General features: G+C 49.4%; 19 protein-coding genes, 2 tRNA genes, 1 rRNA gene, 1 other RNA gene, 1 pseudogene and 1 riboswitch. Of the genes and pseudogenes, 2 read left to right on the top strand and 22 right to left on the bottom strand.

Going from position 1 to position 21166, the window contains the following annotated elements:
• Positions 1 to 10 precede the first annotated feature (10 nt).
• From thpD to KI215_RS14215, 9 genes and pseudogenes are all read right to left on the bottom strand, one after another.
• On the bottom strand, positions 11 to 901 hold the full coding sequence (thpD, locus tag KI215_RS14175; RefSeq protein ID WP_275956711.1) for an ectoine hydroxylase: 891 nt from the start codon (positions 899 to 901) through the stop codon (positions 11 to 13).
• An 83-nt stretch (positions 902 to 984) separates the two neighbouring features.
• Positions 985 to 1371 (bottom strand): annotated as a pseudogene (locus KI215_RS14180) (ectoine synthase); the annotation flags it as partial.
• 17 nt (positions 1372 to 1388) lie between these two features.
• Positions 1389 to 2672 carry a diaminobutyrate--2-oxoglutarate transaminase gene (gene ectB, locus KI215_RS14185; protein WP_420830142.1) on the bottom strand — a complete coding sequence of 428 codons (1284 nt, stop codon included), beginning with the start codon at positions 2670 to 2672 and terminating at the stop codon, positions 1389 to 1391.
• Between the two features lie 14 nt (positions 2673 to 2686).
• On the bottom strand, positions 2687 to 3181 hold the full coding sequence (gene ectA / locus KI215_RS14190; RefSeq protein WP_212773344.1) for a diaminobutyrate acetyltransferase: 495 nt from the start codon (positions 3179 to 3181) through the stop codon (positions 2687 to 2689).
• Between the two features lie 251 nt (positions 3182 to 3432).
• Positions 3433 to 3572, bottom strand: a riboswitch (cyclic di-AMP (ydaO/yuaA leader).
• A 187-nt stretch (positions 3573 to 3759) separates the two neighbouring features.
• Complete coding sequence (gene ehuA / locus KI215_RS14195) at positions 3760 to 4593, bottom strand: ectoine/hydroxyectoine ABC transporter ATP-binding protein EhuA (protein WP_275956712.1); 834 nt, start codon at positions 4591 to 4593, stop codon at positions 3760 to 3762.
• A 19-nt stretch (positions 4594 to 4612) separates the two neighbouring features.
• A complete protein-coding gene (gene ehuD, locus KI215_RS14200) occupies positions 4613 to 5284 on the bottom strand; it encodes an ectoine/hydroxyectoine ABC transporter permease subunit EhuD (protein ID WP_212773345.1) in 672 nt (223 codons plus the stop codon).
• A gap of 1 nt (position 5285) precedes the next feature.
• A complete protein-coding gene (gene ehuC, locus KI215_RS14205; RefSeq protein ID WP_246512131.1) occupies positions 5286 to 5945 on the bottom strand; it encodes an ectoine/hydroxyectoine ABC transporter permease subunit EhuC in 660 nt (219 codons plus the stop codon).
• A 63-nt stretch (positions 5946 to 6008) separates the two neighbouring features.
• Positions 6009 to 6833, bottom strand: a complete 825-nt coding sequence (ehuB, locus tag KI215_RS14210; protein ID WP_246512132.1) for an ectoine/hydroxyectoine ABC transporter substrate-binding protein EhuB — start codon at positions 6831 to 6833, stop codon at positions 6009 to 6011.
• 298 nt (positions 6834 to 7131) lie between these two features.
• Complete coding sequence (locus KI215_RS14215) at positions 7132 to 8019, bottom strand: alpha/beta hydrolase (RefSeq protein WP_212773347.1); 888 nt, start codon at positions 8017 to 8019, stop codon at positions 7132 to 7134.
• A gap of 194 nt (positions 8020 to 8213) precedes the next feature.
• On the opposite strand from KI215_RS14215, the gene KI215_RS16145 reads away from it, so the two are divergent.
• Complete coding sequence (locus tag KI215_RS16145) at positions 8214 to 8342, top strand: hypothetical protein (RefSeq protein ID WP_275956714.1); 129 nt, start codon at positions 8214 to 8216, stop codon at positions 8340 to 8342.
• Between the two features lie 47 nt (positions 8343 to 8389).
• Here KI215_RS16145 and KI215_RS14220 read toward each other — a convergent pair.
• The 4 genes from KI215_RS14220 to KI215_RS14235 form a co-directional block, all read right to left on the bottom strand.
• Positions 8390 to 8465: transfer RNA gene (locus tag KI215_RS14220), tRNA-Ala, on the bottom strand.
• A gap of 189 nt (positions 8466 to 8654) precedes the next feature.
• A complete protein-coding gene (locus KI215_RS14225) occupies positions 8655 to 9986 on the bottom strand; it encodes a 6-phospho-beta-glucosidase (protein WP_212773348.1) in 1332 nt (443 codons plus the stop codon).
• A gap of 502 nt (positions 9987 to 10488) precedes the next feature.
• Positions 10489 to 11760 (bottom strand): macrolide family glycosyltransferase, encoded by a 1272-nt coding sequence (locus tag KI215_RS14230; RefSeq protein ID WP_212773349.1) that lies wholly within the window; start codon positions 11758 to 11760, stop codon positions 10489 to 10491.
• Between the two features lie 164 nt (positions 11761 to 11924).
• Positions 11925 to 13145, bottom strand: a complete 1221-nt coding sequence (locus KI215_RS14235; RefSeq protein ID WP_212773350.1) for a cytochrome P450 family protein — start codon at positions 13143 to 13145, stop codon at positions 11925 to 11927.
• Between the two features lie 467 nt (positions 13146 to 13612).
• On the opposite strand from KI215_RS14235, the gene KI215_RS14240 reads away from it, so the two are divergent.
• Entirely contained in the window at positions 13613 to 14176 is a 564-nt protein-coding gene (locus KI215_RS14240) for a hypothetical protein (protein ID WP_212773351.1), read from the top strand.
• On the opposite strand, the gene KI215_RS14245 is transcribed toward KI215_RS14240, so the two are convergent.
• The 9 genes from KI215_RS14245 to KI215_RS14285 all read right to left on the bottom strand — a co-directional run bounded on the left by KI215_RS14245 (position 14139) and on the right by KI215_RS14285 (position 21111).
• The gene (locus KI215_RS14245; protein WP_212773352.1) at positions 14139 to 14771 is read right to left on the bottom strand and encodes a YheC/YheD family protein; all 633 of its coding nucleotides are present in this window, start codon (positions 14769 to 14771) and stop codon (positions 14139 to 14141) included. The genes KI215_RS14240 and KI215_RS14245 overlap by 38 nt on opposite strands.
• Positions 14772 to 15081: 310 nt before the next feature.
• A tRNA-Thr gene (locus KI215_RS14250) sits at positions 15082 to 15157 on the bottom strand.
• 9 nt (positions 15158 to 15166) lie between these two features.
• Positions 15167 to 15526, bottom strand: a transfer-messenger RNA (tmRNA) gene (gene ssrA / locus KI215_RS14255).
• A 119-nt stretch (positions 15527 to 15645) separates the two neighbouring features.
• Complete coding sequence (gene smpB / locus KI215_RS14260) at positions 15646 to 16113, bottom strand: SsrA-binding protein SmpB (protein ID WP_212773353.1); 468 nt, start codon at positions 16111 to 16113, stop codon at positions 15646 to 15648.
• Between the two features lie 206 nt (positions 16114 to 16319).
• Positions 16320 to 18587 (bottom strand): ribonuclease R, encoded by a 2268-nt coding sequence (gene rnr, locus KI215_RS14265; RefSeq protein ID WP_246512133.1) that lies wholly within the window; start codon positions 18585 to 18587, stop codon positions 16320 to 16322.
• A 1-nt stretch (position 18588) separates the two neighbouring features.
• Positions 18589 to 19368 carry an alpha/beta hydrolase gene (locus KI215_RS14270; protein WP_212773354.1) on the bottom strand — a complete coding sequence of 260 codons (780 nt, stop codon included), beginning with the start codon at positions 19366 to 19368 and terminating at the stop codon, positions 18589 to 18591.
• Between the two features lie 329 nt (positions 19369 to 19697).
• Positions 19698 to 20072: a YhjD family protein gene (locus KI215_RS14275; protein WP_212773355.1), complete on the bottom strand. Its 375-nt coding sequence runs from the start codon at positions 20070 to 20072 to the stop codon at positions 19698 to 19700.
• 151 nt (positions 20073 to 20223) lie between these two features.
• A 5S ribosomal RNA gene (gene rrf, locus KI215_RS14280) occupies positions 20224 to 20340 on the bottom strand.
• Between the two features lie 45 nt (positions 20341 to 20385).
• On the bottom strand, positions 20386 to 21111 hold the full coding sequence (locus KI215_RS14285) for an alpha/beta hydrolase (protein ID WP_212773356.1): 726 nt from the start codon (positions 21109 to 21111) through the stop codon (positions 20386 to 20388).
• Positions 21112 to 21166: the final 55 nt, after the last annotated feature.

Consider the following 21166-nt stretch of genomic DNA (forward strand, 5'->3'; position numbering starts at 1 on the left):
ATTTTTCCGGTCACTGTTCTCTGCTTGCAATAAACTCCGGCCGGGGTGCTTGCCCGGAGAACGGTTCCACCAACTTGTTTTCCACGCTGTTGTAAACAAAGAACACATTGCTTCGCGGCAAAGGGGTAATATTGCTGTTGGATCCATGCATGAGGTTACAGTCGAACAGCACGACCGAACCAGCTGGACCTGTTAATGAGTCAATGCCGTGCTTTTTCACTAACAAGGTCAAACTGTCCTGATCCGGTACACCGTATTCCTGTCTCCGAAGTGACTGCTGGTAATGATTTTCCGGCGTTTTGCCCACGCAAGAGATAAAATATTGATGGGATCCCGGAATCAACATCAAAGGCCCATTGAAATGATAATTGTCTTCCAACGTGATCGAACAGCTCAACGCCCGCATACGCGGCATTCCATCCTCCACATGCCAGGTCTCGAAGTCCGAATGCCAATAAAATTCTTTTCCTGAAAATCCCTTTTTGTAGTTGATTCGGGATTGATGGATGTACACATCGCTGCCGAGGATTTGCTTAACAATGTCTGTCAGCCGCCGATTTTGCGATAACTGTTTATAAGTTTCGCTATTGCGGTGAACAGCAAAGATCGATCGAATTTCTCGGCTTTCCGGCTCACGAATCACTTCCTTCGCATCTGAATCCTGGTTCGCATCCCAGAGCCGTTTCAACTCATTGCGCAATTCCCGCACTTCTTCCTCAGAAAAGAAACGCTCAAAGAGCAGGTATCCGTTTTTCTGATAGAAATTTATCTGCTCGGCATCAAGCGGACCTGCTGCTGGATCTTTTGAATAAATGACGGGATCTTTCCGTTTCAGAATCTCCGGATAATCATTGACGCGCGAAGGATAGAGATCCATCACCCGATCCTTTATGTTGCTCATTGTCCCAACTCCCCCCGAACGGCTTGTTTTTCTACCCTTTGAGCCCTTTCGCCGGGGTACGCTTTCTGTTGATACTCCTGTGACTCCTCTTCGATGATGGGATAAACCCCTTCTTCATCATGTACCTCTTGCCCTGTCAATGGCGGATTAAATACACAAACCATCCGCATATCGGACTTCGCACGCAAGTAGTGCTTTTCATGGCCGTCGAGCGCATACAAAGTCCCAGGCTGAATCGGATAAACGGTGCCATCCTTCACGACCTCAATTTCTCCTTCTCCCTCGATGCAGTACACCGCTTCCACATGGTTCTTATACCAAATTGTGGTTTCTGTTCCCGCCTTAATAATCGTATCGTGCATCGAAAAGCCCATCCCGTCCTTCTTCAAAAGCAAACGGCGGCTGTTCCACGTCTCAGTATCCACGTCATCTTTCGTTCCGATGATGTCATTCAGATGTTTGACGATCATGATTTCATGTCTCCTTTTCAAATCATCTGTTTACACCACTGAAAGCTTTCCTCGAGAATGGTCAGTCCCTTTTCAAGTCCCTTTTCATCAATTGTTAAAGGAGGCATGATTTTCACGACTTCACTGTTGGGACCAGAAGTTTCCATAATCAATCCCCGTTCAAACGCGGCCGCGCATATTTTTTCAGCTAACCCGTCAACGCCGATTTTAATTCCCTGGAGAAGCCCTCTTCCTCGCACTTCAGCTTCCATCTCGGGATAGTTTTGTGCAAGCATTTCCAGGAAGAGTCTGACTTTCTCTCCCTTCTCCAGGATTTCTCGGCTGAACTGGTCGTCTTCCCAGTAACTGAGTGCTTCTGTTGCAGCGACGAAAGCTAAGTTATGGCCCCGAAAAGTGCCGTTATGTTCACCCGGTTCCCACAAATCATACTCAGGTTTGATCAAGGTCATGGCCAACGGGATGCCATATCCTCCAATTGATTTCGACAGACAGACGATGTCAGGATAGATGCCGGCCGGTTCAAAGCTAAAGAATGGCCCTGTTCGTCCACATCCTACCTGTACATCATCGACAATCAACAGGATATTCCAGCGTCGGCACAGTTCTTCAATTTTGCGGAGCCACTCAAAACTGGCCACATTGATTCCGCCTTCACCCTGAACGGTCTCAAGGATAATGGCTGCAGGGAGAGAAATGCCGCTGCCATTATCTTCGAGAAAACGCTCAATGTAACTGACCGTGTCGGCCTCGCTGCCAAAATAACTGTCAAACGGCATTGAGATCGAATTCGTTAGTGGAATACCAGCGCCTTTTCGCTTGGATTCGTTCCCGGTAATCGACAGGGAACCGATTGTCATGCCATGAAACGCGTTTGTGAAACTCATGATCAAATCCCGACCGGTTACTTTGCGGGCTAGTTTCAGCGCACTTTCCACCGAATTGGTGCCTGTCGGTCCCGGAAACATCACTTTATAGTGAAGCTTTCGCGGCTTTAAAATGACATCATGAAATCGTTCCAGCAGTTTCTCTTTTGCTTCTGTCGCCATATCAAGACTGTGCGTAATACCATCATCCATCAAATAGTCGATCAGCTTGGCCTTGATCCGTTGATTATTGTGACCGTAGTTTAACGCTCCAGCACCGGCAAAAAAGTCGACATATTCCCGGCCGTCCCGATCCCACAGCTGATAGTCGCTCGCTTTTGCAAAGACAGTTGGAAAACTTCGACAGTAACTACGAACCTCTGATTCCAAAGTTTCAAAAACCTTCAATGGTGAACGTAATTCCTCTACAACTTTCACCAAATCCCCCCTGGTTAAGTTTGATAACGAAATGGTCCGATCCGAAATGTCATCTCCGACTCATGATTTCCCCCCGGAAACAGATGGGCGGGGAAACACTCCGAAACTTCGCAGCGCGTTGCAAAATCCCGTGCGAATCCCCGGAATAAAGCCTCGGATGAAAGATTCGACGGAGAGACAGTTGCTTCAAGGTAACGGACATTCTTGCAAGCTTCCCGACGGATCAACGCTTTCAGGAGTGCCTTTCCCAACCCTTTGCCCCGTTGAGACTCGGCCACCGCCACCTGCCACACAAAGAGGGTTTGCTGGTCTGCCGGTAGTCGAAACGCTGACACAAAACCGACGATTTGTCCCTCCTGTTCGGCCACCACACAAGTATCCGAAAAAAACTTGCACAGCATCAGATAACTGTAAGGGGAATTGACGTCCAACACTCCGGTATCCCTAACCAGGTGCCAGATACTGGTTCCATCCGCTACCTGCGGTTGGCGAAGCACTACTTTGTTCATCAACCCGGTTTCCAGATTTATCACCTCCTCACCAGTACCGACGGCTCGACACTATGCCAAAAACCTCACGCATAGCGCGTCATCGCCGATTGAAAAAGATAAGACCGGTGCAAACTTTCTCCCAGGAACCAAATTCCAAGGAAAAAGTCTGTACCGGTCCGTCTTGTGAAATCCGTATGGGTCAGGTAAAGACTCTGATCCGCTCTCTCTTGCATCGGAAACATCAGTCCGGTGCAAAAGGGCAGATCCCTTGGATCTCCCAGCTCCAGCCGACGAGGCTGGCTGGCGGGCAGGATGGCAGAAAAGTGCTTTACATCCCTTCCGGTGTCTAACCGGAATTCCCCCAACACTTGGTTCCCCCGTTTCCATCGAAATACGGGATATCTTTAATTGTCAAAATAAACATTTTTATTCAATAAATAGTTAATAATTTTCATATTCTTTATATTACCATATTCCCCGCAATTACTCACCGCCGATAAATTCCGTTATTTTCCAAACATACTTGTTCTCCTGTATTCAGATCGGATTAATTGATCTATGCTCCCTTTCACGCTTCATTCCACTGATATTCATCTCTAATTGGACATCGACCCTAAAGTCTGCTCACAGAAACTGCCCAAAAACTTACTTAAGCGTGGACTTTTCGGATGACTGTTACCAAAAATCTTTTCCGGGGGTCCTTCTTCCATAATTCGTCCTTCGTCAAAGAAAACGACCCGATCCGCCACTTCCCGGGCAAAACCCATTTCATGCGTAATTAACAACATCGCCATATTCCCTTCAGCAGCAATCTCCTTGATCACCCCGAGCACCTCGCCGACAAGCTCCGGGTCCAACGCAGATGTCACCTCATCAAACAACATGATCTTGGGTTGCATCACCAAGGCACGGGCAATCGCCACCCGTTGCTGCTGGCCGCCAGATAATTGTGATGGATAAGCGTCCATCTTATCCAGCAACCCCACTTTTTCAAGCATTGTTTTGGCCTGCTCTGTCGCTTCTTCCTTAGATAATCCCAATACCTTGATCGGAGCCTCCGTCACATTTCGTAAAATGTTCATGTGCGGAAACAGATTAAACTGCTGAAACACCATTCCAATTTTGCCGCGCACTTGATGCAGATGCTTTTCATCAGCCGGAACAAGCTTTCCACCCTTTTTTTTGTGCCAGAGCAACTCACCGTCTACTTCAATCGTCCCCGACGTCGGCCTTTCCAACGTCATCAAAATACGGGCAAATGTAGTCTTGCCGGACCCGCTCGGCCCAATGACTGCTACTTTTTCTGCCGGAGCCAAATCGAAATCGATTTCGTGTAATACTTGAGTCTCGCCATAAAACTTGCTGACCTTTCGGTAACGCACAATTGGTTCCGGTTGAACCGTAATGGATTTTATATTATCCGATTTCATACGCATAACCTCATTTCCCTCAGTTAATTAATCCTTTTTGATTGATTTTGAGCCTTGATTCCAAGCGTCGTACCAAGAGTGAGGAAAGGTAACTCAATATGAGGAAAAATACCCCCACAAGTGTAATGGGTTCCAAATAGCGGAATGAATTGGAGCCAATAATTTGTGCTTGACTCAGCAACTCAATCAGTGTGATTGCCGATAAAAGAGGCGTTTCTTTGAACATCACGATCAGATAGTTGCCCAATACGGGAACAATCGGCCGGATGGCCTGCGGGAGAATAATCCGCATCCACGTTTGTGATTTTGAAAAGTTGAGCGCGATGGCAGCTTCCCATTGCCCGCGCGGTACTGCATCAATCCCTGCCCTGTATACCTCCGACAGATAGGTGCTAAAGTGAATGCCCAATCCCAACACACCAGCCGTGAACGGAGACAACATCAACCCAAAATGAGGTGCCACATAAAAAATGAAGAACAACTGAACTAATGGCGGTGTGCTGCGCACAAATTCGACAAAACCGCCGGTCACCCATGACAAAAGTTTTACCTCAGACCGTCGTGCAAAGGCTAATAACAGGCCGCCGACAAGTGCAATCAAGAAAGAGACGACCGTTGCACTAATCGTAATCTTCAATGCATCGAGAAGTTGCGGTAAAATTTGCAAAGTAAATTTCCAAGACCATCCCACGTTAAGACCTCCCCGTTGAAAGTCTGCGCTCCAACCAGCGCACGCCCAACGTCAGCGGATATGCGACGAGAAAATACAGGATGAGCAACAGACCGAATATTTCAGGGGTATGCTGATTCATATTTGTCCGTAAGGTTGTCGCTTGAAATGTCATATCAGAAATCGTAATCAAGGAAACCAAGGAGGTTCCTTTCAACAATTCGATGAGGAGATTACCGAAAGATGGTAACATGATCCGAAACGCCTGCGGCAGGATCACACTTCGCATCCTTTGCCCCGGTGTCATGTTCAGCGCAATAGCCGCCTCGATCTGCCCCTTGGGGATAGCCAGTATCGAGCTGCGGACGATTTCTGATCCATACGCCCCAGCGTTAAGACCGAGTGCGAGCAAACCCGCTAAATCCGCCGGTAACCAGATGCCAAGCTGCGGCAGGACAAAATAAAGCCAAAACAATTGAACGAGCAAAGAGGTCCCGCGGAAAACTACAACAAAAACACTGCACACCACTCGGATCGGATAAAATCTCGACAGGCGTCCGAATCCTATTAAAAAGGAGACGAAAAAGGCCAATATGGCCGAATAGATCGTCAGCTGAACCGTAATTCCAAGCCCTTGCAGCAAAGCTGGCAATATTTTTTCGAAGACCCCGATCGAAATCACATCCTTTCCTGTTACGATTCAAACAAAAGTGTGTCTCGCATCAATCAGATTTTTGCCGGACACTTAAGGTTTGCACAGTTCTTCAGCCTTTTTATCGGGCAAGTTCTCTTCAGTGAATCCGAACGGCTCGAGAACATTCAATAATGCACCGGACTTTTTCATTTCCGCCAATTCTCGACTGAAGGCATCGCGAAATTGTTTATCTTCTTTTCGGAAGGCAGCCGCTCCATATCCCAGTACACTTTTTTCGTCCACAATCGGCTGTTTAAAGTCCTTCACTTCCTCGATATCTTGGGCACCGGTAGATTCCATCATGGCCCGTAAAGAAGGACCGGTCATCGTGATCGTATCCACCCGTCCGGATTCCAATGCGGAGATCGCGGAAGGCTGGTCCGGAACGATGATGATTTGATTCTCTTTCACACCTGATTTCTGCAAATAACTAACTTCAACCGCCCCCTTCATTACGGCGACCTTCACTTTCGGATTGGCGGCAATGTCTTTATAGCTGTGAAGATTCTTCGGATTGCCTTTTTTCACAGCGATAGCTTCCCCGATTTTGTATTCAGGGTCGGCAAACACCACTTCTTTGCAACGAGTCGGTGTAATGTACATCCCTGCGGTAATGACATCAAAACGACCTGATTTTAATCCGGGAATCAATGATCCAAAGTCCACCAAAACCGGCTCGATTTCGTTAATTCCCATTCTTTTAAAAACAGAGCGTGCAACCTCGACGGCCTCTCCCGTCACTTTACCAGTTTCATCTTTGTAAGCATAAGGTTTCTCATTGGCGAACCCGATTGTGACAACACCCTCTTCTTTCGCACGCTTGAGAGTATCCTGGCCATGCAATCCAAAATTAAGCCCGCATGCCGTTGCAGACACGATGAAAACCAGCAATATGACGACGTTCAAAAAACGTTTCTTTGACACCAAGCTTCCCCCTTTGTTTTGGATAGATCGATCGCTTCTCCCTCTCGCTGATGAGGGGCTCCATAGCCATAGCCTCATCACCTTTATTCCCCAAAAGAAAAATTCAAAACGGAATTTTACGTCTTGATCGACAAATCAAGCAACAATCATAACATCGGCATGAAAATAAGCCACCCGTTTCACGAGTGGCAATATGGGCTCAATTTTTGAATTTGTTTTGCTGGACTTCGGTCACCCGACTTTTATACTGTCATCCCCGAATAGCTACTTGCTCCTGCCGTTTCAGCCAGCCGATCAAAGTGTCAATAACCGAAGTGGATTGTTCGGAGTGAAGGATACGGTGCCCGAATTCGGGGAGAAGGAGCCACTCTTTTTCCTTTACTGTTAACGAGTCAAAAAACTGGCGAACGATATCCTCAGGGATCAAGGTATCATTTTTACCACAGATACACAGGGTGGGAACGGTGATTCTGGCCACGTTTTGCAACGCTTCTTCAGTTTGGACAAGCAGCTGCTGAATCCAACGGAAGGAATATTTGAGGGGGATCAACGGGTCTACCAACTTGGTTTGAACATTATAGGTCACAAACGACTTCAGCCTCGGAATGCGTTGCGCTTTTTTTATCAAGCCATATGGATTGACACTGAATGAAGGCGCTACCCGGCTGATGATGGAGATCAACCGCTTCACAGAGATCGGGACGTGAATCCGCAAACCTAGAGCAGGAGCGGATAAAACAATACCGTCGACATGATCAGGCCGGTGTTGGACATAACGGGCAACGATCAACCCTCCCAAGCTGTGTCCGATCAAGTAAATACGGCGATTTCCCAGTTTTTTCCTGAATACATGCACCAGCTGGTCCAGATCATTCAGGTATTCATGAAAATGTGTGATATGACCGCATCTTCCTTCAGAACAGCCAAATCCTCGCAAATCATACAAAACCAAACCGAATCCATCCCGAATAAACCTTTCCCCCAAATGTTCGTATAATCCCAAGTGCTCACCCGCACCATGTACCAACACCGCGACACCGCGGGATTCATGAGGAAGCCACGTCCGATACCGAAGATGAACCCCATCCCATGTACATAGCCTGTCCTCATAGTTCTCTACAGACACCCCGACAGACACTTCGCCGTCCTCCCGTGAACAAATCTCCATCATCCAGTATGTACAATTCACGGGAAAATCCATTTTACAGTTTTTTCATTTCCTGAAGCGCTTCTTTATTATCATCACGATGATGCGAATAGAAAAAAATGGATTACTCAATATACACGCAAACACAAAAAATAATTTTGGCATAACCAAAAAGGGGGATTCATATGGCTTTTGTCAAGAATTGGTGGGAGTATGTTTTGGAGCGGCTGAGAAATTGGTTGTTTCAAGAGTATACGCGTTGGGGTACAGAAGCCAATCATTTGCCCCGAAAAGCGAAACAACCACAGGAATAAATCGTGCAAAACAAAAAACCCTCGATCGACTCGAGGGTTTTTTGTTTTGGTGGAGCTGAGCGGGCTCGAACCGCCGACCTCTACACTGCCAGTGTAGCGCTCTCCCAGCTGAGCTACAGCCCCGTGTTTTGAATTTGTCTCAACCGCTGACGAAGATTAGTTTATAACATGTCCATGAGAAAGTCAAGCACTTTTTTTCGGGTACCCGTAAACCAATCGAAAAACGTCAATGTCAGATGGAATGGCTTCCGCTTTCAGTATATCCCGATTCCAACAAAAAAGTTCCCGGAGAAATCCCCGGGAACGGATGAATCAGGAAAACTGTGCCTCTTGGAAAAATTGGGGCAAATATGGTTTGTGCGCTTCCAACATTTCATCCAAAATTTGCTTCGCGATCGTGTCGGAAGGAAGGAGCGGATTGATCGTCATCGCCACCAGCGCCGTGCGATAGTCTCCCGTAACAGCGGCTTTACAAGCCACGCGTTCAAAGGATTTGATTTGCTGGACGAGACCGTTGACCGCAACGGGCAATTCTCCCACGGAGATCGGTACCGGCCCCTCTTTGGTGATCACGCAATTGACCTCAACGGCGGAATCATCCGGGATGCCGACGATCGCTCCGTTGTTTCTCACGTTGACCGGCTGGATGTCGCGTTTATCGTTGTAGATGGAGTTGATCAGGTTGCAGGCCGCATCACTGTAGTAGGCACCGCCCCGTTTTTCCAATTGCGGCGGCTTCACCGCGAGATTGGGGTCCTTATACAGTTCAAACAGTTCCGCTTCCAGCTTTTTGACCACTTCGGCACGGGTTCCTTTTTCCTTTGCCGCAGCCAGCTCTTCTTCAAGCATCTTCTGCGTTTGGAAATAATAACGGTGGTACGGGCAAGGCAGTACTCCCAGGCCTTTGATAAAATCGGGCTCCCAGCCGAGATCGACGATCTTGCTCATGGTGACATTTGATTTTTCACCGCTGGTGATGAGATCGATCACCCGATCCGTCACCTTTTCACCGTCAAGATACACATCCAACCCGAACACCATGTGGTTGAGTCCCGCGAAATCGATATGCACGCGATCCGGGCTCACGTCGAGCAGTTTGGCTACGCCCATCCGCATGCCGATCGGAACGTTGCACAGTCCCACCGCTTTTTTGATGTTGCTGTAACGGAGAATGGCTTCGGTCACCATGCCTGCGGGATTGGAAAAGTTGATCAGCCACGCGTCCGGGCACAGTTCCTCCATATCCTTGCAAATATCCAAAATGACCGGAATGGTGCGTAACGCCTTGAACAGCCCGCCCGGTCCGTTGGTCTCCTGACCGATGACACCATACTTCAACGGGATTCTTTCATCCAAAGCCCGCGCATCCAACAATCCCACACGCAATTGGGTAGTGACGAAATCGGCACCCCGAAGCGCCTCACGCCGATCCAGCGTCAGATGGATCTCAATAGGAACCCCGGCTTTTTTCACCATGCGTTTGGCCAGATTGCCCACGATATTCAACTTCTCTTTCCCTTCCGGGATATCGACCATCCACAGTTCCCGTACCGGCAATTCGTCATACCGTTTGATCAACCCTTCCACCAGTTCCGGGGTGTAACTCGATCCTCCGCCGATGGTGACGATTTTAATGCCTTTCATACTTTCATCCTCCCATGAAGGAATGTTTCATACAAATCAACAAACTCGGCAGCCAAATCTCTGATGGTGACCCGCACTCATCCCCTCATCCGTCGGCCATTCCTTCAGCTTCTGAAACACGCGTTCCTTTCGTTTAAGGTTGGGATAACAGCGACTTCAATGGATATGGCAGTTGATTTTAAATTTATTACTAATCTGACTATTTATAATATATCATGCACAGCCGTACGATTTTGTCATGACGGAAAAGAAAAAGGACAGGGGAAGCCCTGACCTTCTTTCGCAAATGTGCCGATGGATGCCTATTTCCGGTTATCGATGGACTCGTGAACAGTCTGACGGCTATTCGTGACTTGCCCCACACGGCTAAAGCCGTGGGCTTCTCGCTTCATCTGGCGTGGCAACCCACATCCATCCACGATGGCTTCGTCCAAGCCTAGTGATTTTAGTTTATCGAGATTTCGCTCGCAAAGTAGTTTTAAGTGTTTTCGCACTTCTCTGCTTAATTGTACCAAAATTCTGTCGGACTTGCAAAAGGGCTTAAGCCCTCCCTCGTCCGACGCTCGCTTTCATCCCAAACCTGAAGGGCTGGGTTTTCCCGCTCGCTCTTTATAAAACGCAAAATCTCATCCACAGCTCGGCGATACCCTCCCGCCTCTCGCAACGTTTCACTGATGAGCCGACTGTTTTGGGCAAACCGCGGGTCCGCCCAGATTTTTTCCGCTGATTCTCTGAGTACCGCCGGCGTCACCGTTGAAGGGTCGAGTACAATCCCCGCTCCAAGCTCTTTCACCCGATTTGCAACAAGGGGTTGATCGTTCACCAAGGGGATGATCAACAGCGGAACACCGTAGTACAAGCCTTCGTTGGTGCTGTTCATGCCACCGTGGGTGATAAACAGATCGGCGTGCTTCAACACCTCCAATTGCGGAACATAACGGCGAACGATGAAGTTGTCCGGAATCTCAAGCAACTCCTCCATTGGTGTATGTTGGCCGATGGAGAGAATCACCGTAGTGTCCAGATCACGAAATGCTTCTATGCACTTGCGGTATAGTTCAACCTGATAATTCACAATCGTACCCATGGATATATAGATGACACGACGGTCACCCTGTTTGCCGATGTGGATATCTAACATTTCGCAATCTTTTCGCGGGGCGATCGACGGACCGACAAATTTGACGCTGTCGTCGAATGCTTCCGCATCCGGGTGAAAATACCGGGATGTAAATACGAGCGTCATATCTCCGAATGAAGGAAAATTGCCCGGGTTCAAATCAACACCATACCGATCCGCCATTTTTTGTGTGAGTTTTTTCATCCCTTCCAACAGGCTTACCGCTCGCTCCCTACCGAACCGGGGTATTTCCTTCCAAACGAAAGTGGTGGAGAAAGCAATGCGGGGCAGGCCCAACACTTGGGCTATGATCATTCCCGGAATAAACATCATATCATACAGACAATAGTCAAACTGTTCTCCTTTCACTTTTTCAAGGATCTCCGGAGTGATTCTCTCCATAAAATCGAGCATTTTCGGAAACATTTCCCGCATCTTCTCCTGCAACTGATCCGATTGGAAACGAGGGGAGTTGGCCAAGAAAGGCTCCTGGTACCCTCGGAAGTCAGCGCCGGTTTTTTCAATCCGTTCCCTGAACCTTTCCCCGCCGACATAGACTACCTCTTCACCCCGACGGATCAATTCTTCAACCAGTCCCACCGTCGGGTTGATATGGCCTTCTCCGGAAAAATTGACCAAAAGCGCCTTTGCCATCTGAATGACCTCCATTGTCAAAATCAAAAACAAATACAGGGAAACGAATAAACCTTGTTATTCCGTCAAACAGTCCGTAATGGATCAATCGTATCTCCTCTGTTCATACAATGTTGAGACCTTCGACGAAGAAAAGTCACCGGGTTCTCCGGCGACTTTTTTCCTCAAAATCGGACTGGTAATCGCATCAATCCTCTCATAAGGAAATCCTCACGCCAGGGAAGGGATTTCTCGTCCAGATCCAGATGTAGTTCCGGCAGACGGTCGAGCAGGCGAGAGATGGCGATTTGCCCCTCCATCCTGGCGAGAGGAGCTCCCAGACAATAATGGATACCCTTGCCGAAAGCGATATGGGGATTGGGCTCGCGGGTGATGTCAAAAACATCGGGATCAGGAAAACGGCGTTCGTCCCGGTTTGCGGAACCGATGGAAACCAGGACCAGGTCTCCGTGTTGAAATGATTGTCCCCCGAAGGAAAAATCCTCACCGACCCATCGGTTGGTCGACATCTCCACAGGGCTGTAGTAACGCAGGATTTCCTCCACCGCGGTCGTGATCAGTTGTCGCTCCCTACGTAAAAGTGCCATTTGCTCCGGATGTTGCAGCAAGGCGAGGACACCGTTTCCGATCAGGTTGACGGTGGTTTCATGTCCCGCGATGATGAGCAGAAACACCATGGAGTAAAGTTCCTTCTCACTGAGACGGTCCCCTTGTTCTTCCGCCGCCAATAAGCCGCTGATCAGGTCTTCCCGGGGATTACGCCGGCGTTCTTCGAAAAGCCTTCCCAGATAGTCTTGAAAGTCTTTCATCTGGGAACGGATCTCTTCAAACCCCTCCGGCCGGTTGATCGTGGAGACAACCGCATTGGACCACTCCCGAAATCGATCGCGATCTTCCCGCGGGACACCCAGCATATCGCTGATAACAATGATGGGCAGGGGAAATGCATAATCTCGGATCAGATCCACCTCCCTGCCCGGTGAACTGACAATAGCGTCCAGCAAATCTTCCGCAATCTCCTCGATGCGTTCTCTCATTCGTTCAATCATCCTGGGGGTGAAAGCCTGTTGCACCAGATTCCGAAGGCGTGTATGATCCGGTGGGTCAGATGAGAGCATATGATGCACAAATATTTGTAATTCCTTAGTAAGTCGGCGCAATATTTCTTTACCCTGGAATAGTTTCACATTTTTGAGCAATCGTTTCTCTGTCAGTGCCGCCTGAGCTTCATCATAACGGACGATGAGCCAAGCCGGTTCGTCCCAGGGCATCCGGATGCGGTGAATCGCTCCCCTTTCCCGCAGTTCCCGGTACACCTTCCAAGCATTAGACTTGAATTCGGGCGAAAAAAAATCCAGTGTAAGTAAACTTTCGGGATTAGGCATATCTATTACTCCTCTCAAAGTGGTTGCTATTGTTGAATTCTACGCTAACTAATAAAATCCCTTCCCTAAAGTTTTTAGGTGGACAATTCGCTTTGACACAGTTATTCACATAACACTTAGAATGCGCGGAACAATCTTTTATCAAATTTCAATATATTGTTTAATTATGTAAGCATAGTTTAATTGCACCTGTCCCATATCGCGTTGTTCATCATTCCAAGCCGCTGAATGTAAAAATAAAAAACCCATCCTACCGATTAGTAGTATGGGCTTTGGTGCTGAATGGAGGGACTCGCCCCCGACCCCTTCATTACGAGTGTAGTGCTCTGCCATGCATCCTCTAACCGCAAGGAACAACCTCTGGAAAAAGGAGGTCGCATGTTATCGCCAAGATTCGTGCTATCAATAACCTGATCGACTACCCGGCGCCCATACAGACTCATGGATAATCAGCGGTGGTGCAGGGTATGAATGATGTCGTAAAGTACTCCGTGAATTTACGTTTTCAGTCTTTTCGCTTCGTCGCGATTGGCCCGAAAGAGGACCGCCACTGCCTAAGGCAAACGGTCGAGGTTTATCGGGTTGATGAGAATATGGCATTATTTGGTTATTCTTACAATCTCCCCTGTGCAGACGCATTGCGGCGCGAACATCCATACCCCGAACAGTGGACCCAGACCGTCGTAAAAGTCGCAACGGATATACGGATCGAGACTCTTCACTTCGCGGTCGGTTCGAAAGCGGATTGCCACTGCGTGCAGCAACCGGTCGAAGTTTCCTATTCGGGGGATCCCCTTTTTGGGGATCGACTGATACCGATTGATTCTCCAGATTTGCAGATGGTTCAACAGACAGATCGTCTTTCCCTTTGTCAGCAATGGCGGGTGCTTTCGCTGAATTATCGGACTCAGAAGCAAGAATCTGGTCCAACATCCGACTATCTTGGCCCGAAACCGCTATTACTGACGTTGAACGATCTTCCGAGAATTCTTCTCAATCCGGGAAACCGGCAAGTGCCTTGGCGTATTTGAGGGGGCCGGTCAAAATTTCGCGGAGGAGATGGGTGTCACCCAACAGTTCCAGGAATTTGCAACCGTATTTTTTGTTGATCTCCAGGATCCAGACTTTTCTGTTTCTATCAACCGTCGGGTCGATCGCCACGTCCCCATATAATCCAACGGACAAACGGTCCAGGGTATTGCAGACGTTACAGCAAACCTCGCGAATTTGCCTTTCGAGGCTTTTCGCTTCATCGTGGTTGAGCTGGTAAACCTTCTGGATGGCCTCGTCAGGGTACATCAACCGGTCCAAGTATCCTAGGTTGGTGACGATGCTACCTGCTTTGGCAATCCGAGCGACCATCCCTTTACAGGTCCATTGTTGCCGGCTGTCTTTTTGCATGTACACACGGAAGTCGACGGGACTTTTTCCATATTTCATTTGAACCGCCTGCTGGATCAGATAGGTTTTCCGATCTTTCAGCTGGTTCAACAGATCGACCACCTGTCTCTTCGTAAGTATAGAAGCGGTCTTCCCCTCCCTGAAGCTGACCCGATACCGATCTCTCTTTTTTTGACGTGTACGATACCACGCCCATGTAAACCACGGGAAGGTTTCAAAAAACACTTCCGTATTCCCCGAGGAACCGATCCAATTGCCGGATAACAGTAGATTGTCAGGTGGATATTGAGATCGTACTATCGAAAAATCAATTAACTGAACTATGTTGTAACCTTAAATACCTTTCATAACTAAAAAAGCCCACCCAAGAGCTTGTTTGGGCGAGCTTTAGTGGCTAACGAAAAGTTATGGTGCAAGAAACCTATGCGAATGGAACTTTAGATGCCTAGAAAGAAAGTCCAAGACGTAACCAGACATTGATTTTAAAGTGAATATAACTAAAAAAGAACAGGTTGTCACCTGTTCTTTTTTCAAGTGGTGCTGATGGAGGGACTCGAACCCCCGACCCCTTCATTACGAGTGAAGTGCTCTACCAACTGAGCTACATCAGCATATGCATTTGGTGGAGGCGAGCGGAGTCGAACCGCTGTCCGAAGATATCGCCGCGTCAGCGTCTACGAGCGTAGTCACTGTATTGAGATCTCGTCCGTCGGACTGCCCAGTGACAGGCGTTCCTACGGACCAGTCACCTAGATTTCGCCAACCGGCCGGTGACGACTCCGGTTAGCTAGCCCGCTGAATTTGAGACCCAGCTTCACCACACGGGCGATGGTGAAGTGGATCCTGGCTGGAATTAAGCAGCCAGAGCGTAGTTTTCTTGTTTGCCAGTTACATTTGGCCTTGCGTTTTTTACGAAGGACGCAACCCCTCGGCTCGCAGCTAACGCTCGATCTATCCCCGTCGAATCCCAAAACGCCCCCAGGATTCCGACGAGTCAGCTTTGTTTTGGCCAAGCTTCTACGGCCTTGACAGTTACTTATATTATCACCGATTTTACCCTTTGTAAAGGGGGAAATTTGATTTTGGAATAATTTTTTTGTTAACCCCGAATACGTTCCTTCAATTGTCGCTGAATCTCGCGCTCGGCATCGCGTTTGGCAATAGCAGCGCGTTTGTCATACAGTTTCTTCCCTTTGGCTAACGCCAACTCCACTTTGGCAAAACCGTTACGCAAGTGAATATCCAACGGCACCAGCGTATACCCTTTTTGCTGAGTAAGACCGATCAATTTGTTGATTTCCTGCTTGTGCAAGAGCAATTTGCGCTCCCGGGTGGGATCGTGGTTAAAACGGTTGCCCTGCTCATACGGGCTGATATGCATGTTGACCACGTACACTTCCCCGTCTTTGATGCGCGCGTAACTGTCCTTCAGGTTGACCCGGCCCTGCCGGATCGACTTGATCTCGGTACCGGTGAGGACAATGCCTGCTTCCAGCGTCTCCTCGATGTGGTAGTCGTGGGTCGCCTTCTTGTTGCGTGCAATCACTTTTGTACCTTTTTTCGGCATTGTGCTCACCCCCTGCGCGCATGAAAAAGTAGCAATTATCATTGTAACAATCAATCCGATGAATCGTCAACTCTTTTTTAAACGCAGGAAGATCAAAGCATCCCCCGAACAGACCGGAACAACGGGGAGGTACTCTCCGTCATTCCGGTCGATATCTATTTTGTCCGTATCAGGGTCATGACATCGCTAAACCAGAAACGACTACTTCAGGGCTTCTTCTTTTTCCCCTTCGCCTCCGCTTTTTTGGCTTTCTTTTTCTTCTTTCCCTTGCGCATTCTCGACTCCGAATCCGTCTCTTTCCTGCGCTTTCTGCGTTTGGGGCTTCGTTGGAACAGCCCGCCGTCTTCCCAGTCCGGCACCAGCTCGAAGTCCACCTTGTGCTCGTCGATGTTGACACCGACCACCCGAACGCGAACCCGGTCTCCAATGCGGAAAATGTTCCCCGTGCGCTCCCCGATCAAGCAATAGGCATTTTCATCGTAGTGATAATAGTCGTCGGTCATGTAGCTGATGTGCACCAGTCCTTCGACGGTGTTGTCCAATTCAACGAAAATGCCAAACGAGGTGACACCGCTGATGATGCCGTCAAATTCCTGTCCAATTTTGTCCAGCATAAACTCGGCTTTTTTCAGATCGTCCGTCTCCCGCTCCGCTTCAACGGCGATGCGCTCGCGAACTGAGCATTGCTGGGCAATATCCGGCAGTTTGTCTTTCAACTGGTTCATCCGCTCGGGGGACAACGTCCCATTGGCCAGTACTTCCCGAATGATACGGTGAATGACCAGATCGGGGTACCGCCGGATCGGTGAGGTGAAGTGGCAGTAAAACGTTGCCGCCAACCCGAAGTGGCCCGTGCATTCCGCGGCGTAACGCGCTTGCTTCATCGAACGAAGCAGGACGGTGCTGATCAGCGTCTCTTCCGGTTTGCCACTGATTTTCTCCAACAACTCCTGGAGCGCGCGGGGTTTCACTTTATCCGCCCGTCCCTTGACACTGTAGCCGAAATGAGTGATGAACTCGTAAAACGCCTGCAGTTTCTCCGTATCCGGATTTTCGTGAATCCGGTACAAAAACGGGATATCCGCCCAGGCAAAATGCTCCGCCACTGTTTCGTTGGCGCACAGCATGAATTCCTCGATCAACTGCTCGGCGATCGTACGTGGCCGTTTCACAATTTCAACCGGTTTTCCGTTTTCGTCCACCTTGATTTTGGCTTCCGTGAAATTGAAATCGATGGCGCCCCGTTTGAGCCGCTTTCTACGCAAAGTACGGGCCAGGTCGGCCATCAAGCGGAAATCGTCCACCAATGGCTCATAACGCGCGATCAGCTCGGGATCTTCGTCCTCCAGGATACGTTTGACAGCGGTATAGGTCATCCGTTCGTTCGTACGAATGACGCTGGGATAGATCTCATGACTGACGACATTGCCATCCGGGTCGATTTCCATATCGCAGGTGAGTGTCAGACGATCCACCTGAGGGTTGAGACTGCAGATGCCGTTGGACAGCCGCGGCGGCAACATGGGGATCACCCGGTCCACGAGATAGACGCTGTTGCCACGGGCATAGGCTTCCCGATCGAGCGCACTCCCTTCTTTCACATAATAGCTGACGTCGGCGATATGAACGCCAAGGCGGATGTTGCCGTTGGGCAGGCGTTCCACTGACACCGCGTCGTCCAAGTCCTTGGCGTCTTCCCCGTCGATGGTCACCATCGTACGGTCGCGCAGATCCCGCCTTCCCTCGATTTCCGCCGGATCGATTTCGGTGGGGATTTGTTCGGCCTCGGCCAGCACCTCTTCAGGGAAAGCCTCAGGCAGTTGGTATTTGCGAATGATGGAGAGGATATCGACACCTGGATCATCTTTGTGACCCAGCACTTCCGTGACCACACCCTCTGCGGTGAAACGACTGTCGGGAATGTGATGCAGTTCGACAACCACTTTGTCCCCCTGTTTGGCACCATTTCGTGCCTCCGGGGGAATGAAAATGTCTGTCGGCAGGCGTTTATCATCGGGAATGACGAACCCGAAGTGTGTGGATGGGCTGGTGAACGTTCCCACCACGACAGTACGACCCCGTTTCAAAATACGGACAATTTCCCCTTCAGGCCGCATATTCCGTGCTTGTTTCCCCTGTAGGCGGACGAGTACCGTATCGCCGTCCATCGCCCCGTTCATGTCGTTGGGATGAACGTAGATGTCCGGTGCGTTGGGCCGGTCTTGCACGACAAAACCGAACCCTTTGGGATGTCCCTGCAGTATTCCACGCACAAGATTAAACCGCTCGGGCACCCCGTACCGCCGGGATCGAGTCTGTACGATTCTGCCTTCTTGTTCCATTTGATCGACCAAAGATCGAAACGCCTCGATCTCTTCCTCATCGATCGCAAATGCTTCGACCAATTCCATGAATGTAAGCGGTTTGTACGCCTTTTTTTTCATGAATGTCAAGATCTCTTGTTCTTCGATCACATCAAAACCCCTTTCCTCTCTCCCTTGTGGATATGGATTTGTCCACTTCTTGAATAAACGCATCCACATCAGCAAACAAATGTTCCCGTTCTCGGTCGAGTGTGATGATGTGGGATGACTTGTTGTACCATTTCAGATGTTTGACAGCAGAACCGATCTTTTCATAGATATAGTGGGCACTTCGTGGTTCCACCGTTTCATCCTGTTCCGCCTGAACGACAAGGGTAGGTACCTGGATTTCGTGCAGATGACTGCGTACGTGGCGGATCAGACGTTGCAGGCTGGAAACGCATTTGAGCGGCGTGCGATCGTAAGGAACCAAGTGTTCCTCGATGTGCGCCGGTTTGGTTCCACGCCGAATCTGGTATGGCATCACCCAGCGAATCAGATTGACGGCGTGAACTCGCTTGTCTTTGAGGTAAACGGGTGCACACATCGCGATCACACCGTCGAGTGGATATTGTCGTGCCAAGTTGAGTACCAGTGCACCACCCATCGACAAACCTGCGGCAAACACGCGACGAACTCCCGACTCCCGTAAACGCCGGTATCCTTCTACTGTGCTGTTCCACCAATCCTCCCATGTCGTGCAGGCCATCTCCTCCGGAGTCGTGCCGTGCCCGGCCAAAAGCGGTGCATGCACCGTGTATCCCCGCTCTTTCAGATATTCCCCCATCGGGCGCAATTCAGACGGTGTTCCGGTGAATCCGTGAATCAACAATACGCCGATCTCCCCACCTTCATAAAAAAACGGATCCGGAGAACGACGGACGATTTTCATTCAGACAACCTCCCGCTTTCATATTTTCATTCATTCCCTACCATGCATAAGATATTCGGATAACCTTACGATACCACAAGCAAACCTGACACAGATATACTACCTACGGTTAAGCTCTCATTGATTCATGTTGAGAAGCAAAATGGTCCTAGGAATATCCTGTGAAGTATCGGGAGTGGAAAATGAGGGGGAGGAAGCGGGAGGCGGGTTCCCATCATAACCTACGGATGCGACACCTCGTTCTCCGTACCGCTACCGATGCCGGGAAACCCAGTGAGGTCAAATCGTCGCAATTCCATTCCCAAACCGGGAACGCTTTTTTACCGGCGTTATTTCAGCCCCAGAACCATCCGAAGCAAGTCATCGCATTCCACACGGATAGACTCGTTAAGATAACGCTGTTCATAGACTTGGCCGCCAACCGCAAATTTGACGGTGCGGCCAAACGTGTCCTGCGTCACAGAAAGAATTTCCACGCCTTTGGACTGCAAATCCTCTCTCATAGCTGAAAGGTCATCCCGGATCGTTTGTATGACCGCATCCATAAATTGCGCAAAAATCCATCCGGTGTGCATCGGTCTGGTCAGCGGCTTGTCTTCATCCAGCAATGCGACGAGCAGCTCCAGACAGATGCATTGCCTGATTTTCTCCTGAATCTCTTCGGGATCCACTTCTCGTTGTGGTTCAATCATCGTATTAATCAATTTGACCACCGTTTTCGATAATAATGAATGAAGTTCAGATTCCAATATAAATCCATACCGCAAAAAACGCAAGAGTGTTTATCCAAAACAGGGATTTTTTGTTTTCATCCAAAAAAACAGCGGCTCGCTTAATCAGCGAACCGCTTCACTTGCCTGGCAGCGTCCTACTCTCCCAGGGGCTCCCGCCCCAAGTACCATCGGCGCTGGAGGGCTTAACTTCCGTGTTCGGAATGGGAACGGGTGGTTCCCCTCCACTATCACCACCAGACGAGATTGATTATACAACCTTGTCGCCGATTTGACAAGCCCCCTTTTAAACGGAGGCTTGTTCTTGTACCGGCTCCGGGTTTCGCGAGGGCAGTCCGAAAAAAGTTTCAATTTCCCGCATCATCTCCACCACTTCGCAATCATGACAGATCAGGTGGCGGGATTGTGGTAATAGCACCAGCTTCTTCTCGACTGATCCGATTTCATGGTAGAGATGGATCGCACCTTTGGGCTTAACCACATCGTCGCGCTCTCCCTGGATGATCAGCGTCGGAATGCGCACTTCAGGGAATTTGGGACGAACGTGTTCCACCAGTTGGAAAAACTGAGCGAAGGAGCGAAACGAAGAGCGCATGGTGCGCCTCATGTAGACTTTGAGCGGCAAGGCCCGAGCGCGTTTGTTAAACGGACTTTTCAGCGTTTCTGCCATACCTCGGACGATTTCCGGCGTGTTAACGGAGAAGACGGCCGGGCTGAGCAATGCCATTTTGCCAACGGGATACCGTACTGCCAGATCGATGGCGATAAGGCTTCCCATTGAAAAACCGACCAGATGGACAGGATCGCACTCTCGGCGAAGCTGGATCAACGCTTCCTCGGCACTTTGAATCCAGTCCTGCCAAGAGGACGATCGCATCTCTTTCCGCGTACCGCCGTGTCCGGCCAAAAGCGGAGCGGATACGGGCAAATTCAGTTCCTGTAAACGATCGAGTACAGGTTGGACGTCATGCGGCGTACCGGCGTAACCATGGATCAGCAAAAAGCCTTCCACCGTCATACGCTCCTTCTTGCGGCTTCAAAAGAAAAACAGCTGGGAAACACCCGCT

Origin of the sequence: Polycladomyces abyssicola, from assembly GCF_018326425.1 — a bacterium.
Taxonomy (GTDB): Bacteria; Bacillota; Bacilli; order Thermoactinomycetales; family JIR-001; genus Polycladomyces; species Polycladomyces abyssicola.

Bases quoted from the DNA above. Each gene is read 5' to 3' on its own strand.
- thpD (WP_275956711.1), bottom strand. From the start codon at position 901: ATGAGCAACATAAAGGATCGGGTGATGGATCTCTATCCTTCGCGCGTC.
- ectA (WP_212773344.1), bottom strand. From the start codon at position 3,181: ATGAACAAAGTAGTGCTTCGCCAACCGCAGGTAGCGGATGGAACCAGT.
- ehuA (WP_275956712.1), bottom strand. From the start codon at position 4,593: ATGAAATCGGATAATATAAAATCCATTACGGTTCAACCGGAACCAATT.
- KI215_RS16145 (WP_275956714.1), top strand. From the start codon at position 8,214: ATGGCTTTTGTCAAGAATTGGTGGGAGTATGTTTTGGAGCGGCTGAGA.
- KI215_RS14225 (WP_212773348.1), bottom strand. From the start codon at position 9,986: ATGAAAGGCATTAAAATCGTCACCATCGGCGGAGGATCGAGTTACACC.
- KI215_RS14230 (WP_212773349.1), bottom strand. From the start codon at position 11,760: ATGGCAAAGGCGCTTTTGGTCAATTTTTCCGGAGAAGGCCATATCAAC.
- KI215_RS14235 (WP_212773350.1), bottom strand. From the start codon at position 13,145: ATGCCTAATCCCGAAAGTTTACTTACACTGGATTTTTTTTCGCCCGAA.
- KI215_RS14240 (WP_212773351.1), top strand. From the start codon at position 13,613: ATGAATGATGTCGTAAAGTACTCCGTGAATTTACGTTTTCAGTCTTTT.
- smpB (WP_212773353.1), bottom strand. From the start codon at position 16,113: ATGCCGAAAAAAGGTACAAAAGTGATTGCACGCAACAAGAAGGCGACC.
- KI215_RS14270 (WP_212773354.1), bottom strand. From the start codon at position 19,368: ATGAAAATCGTCCGTCGTTCTCCGGATCCGTTTTTTTATGAAGGTGGG.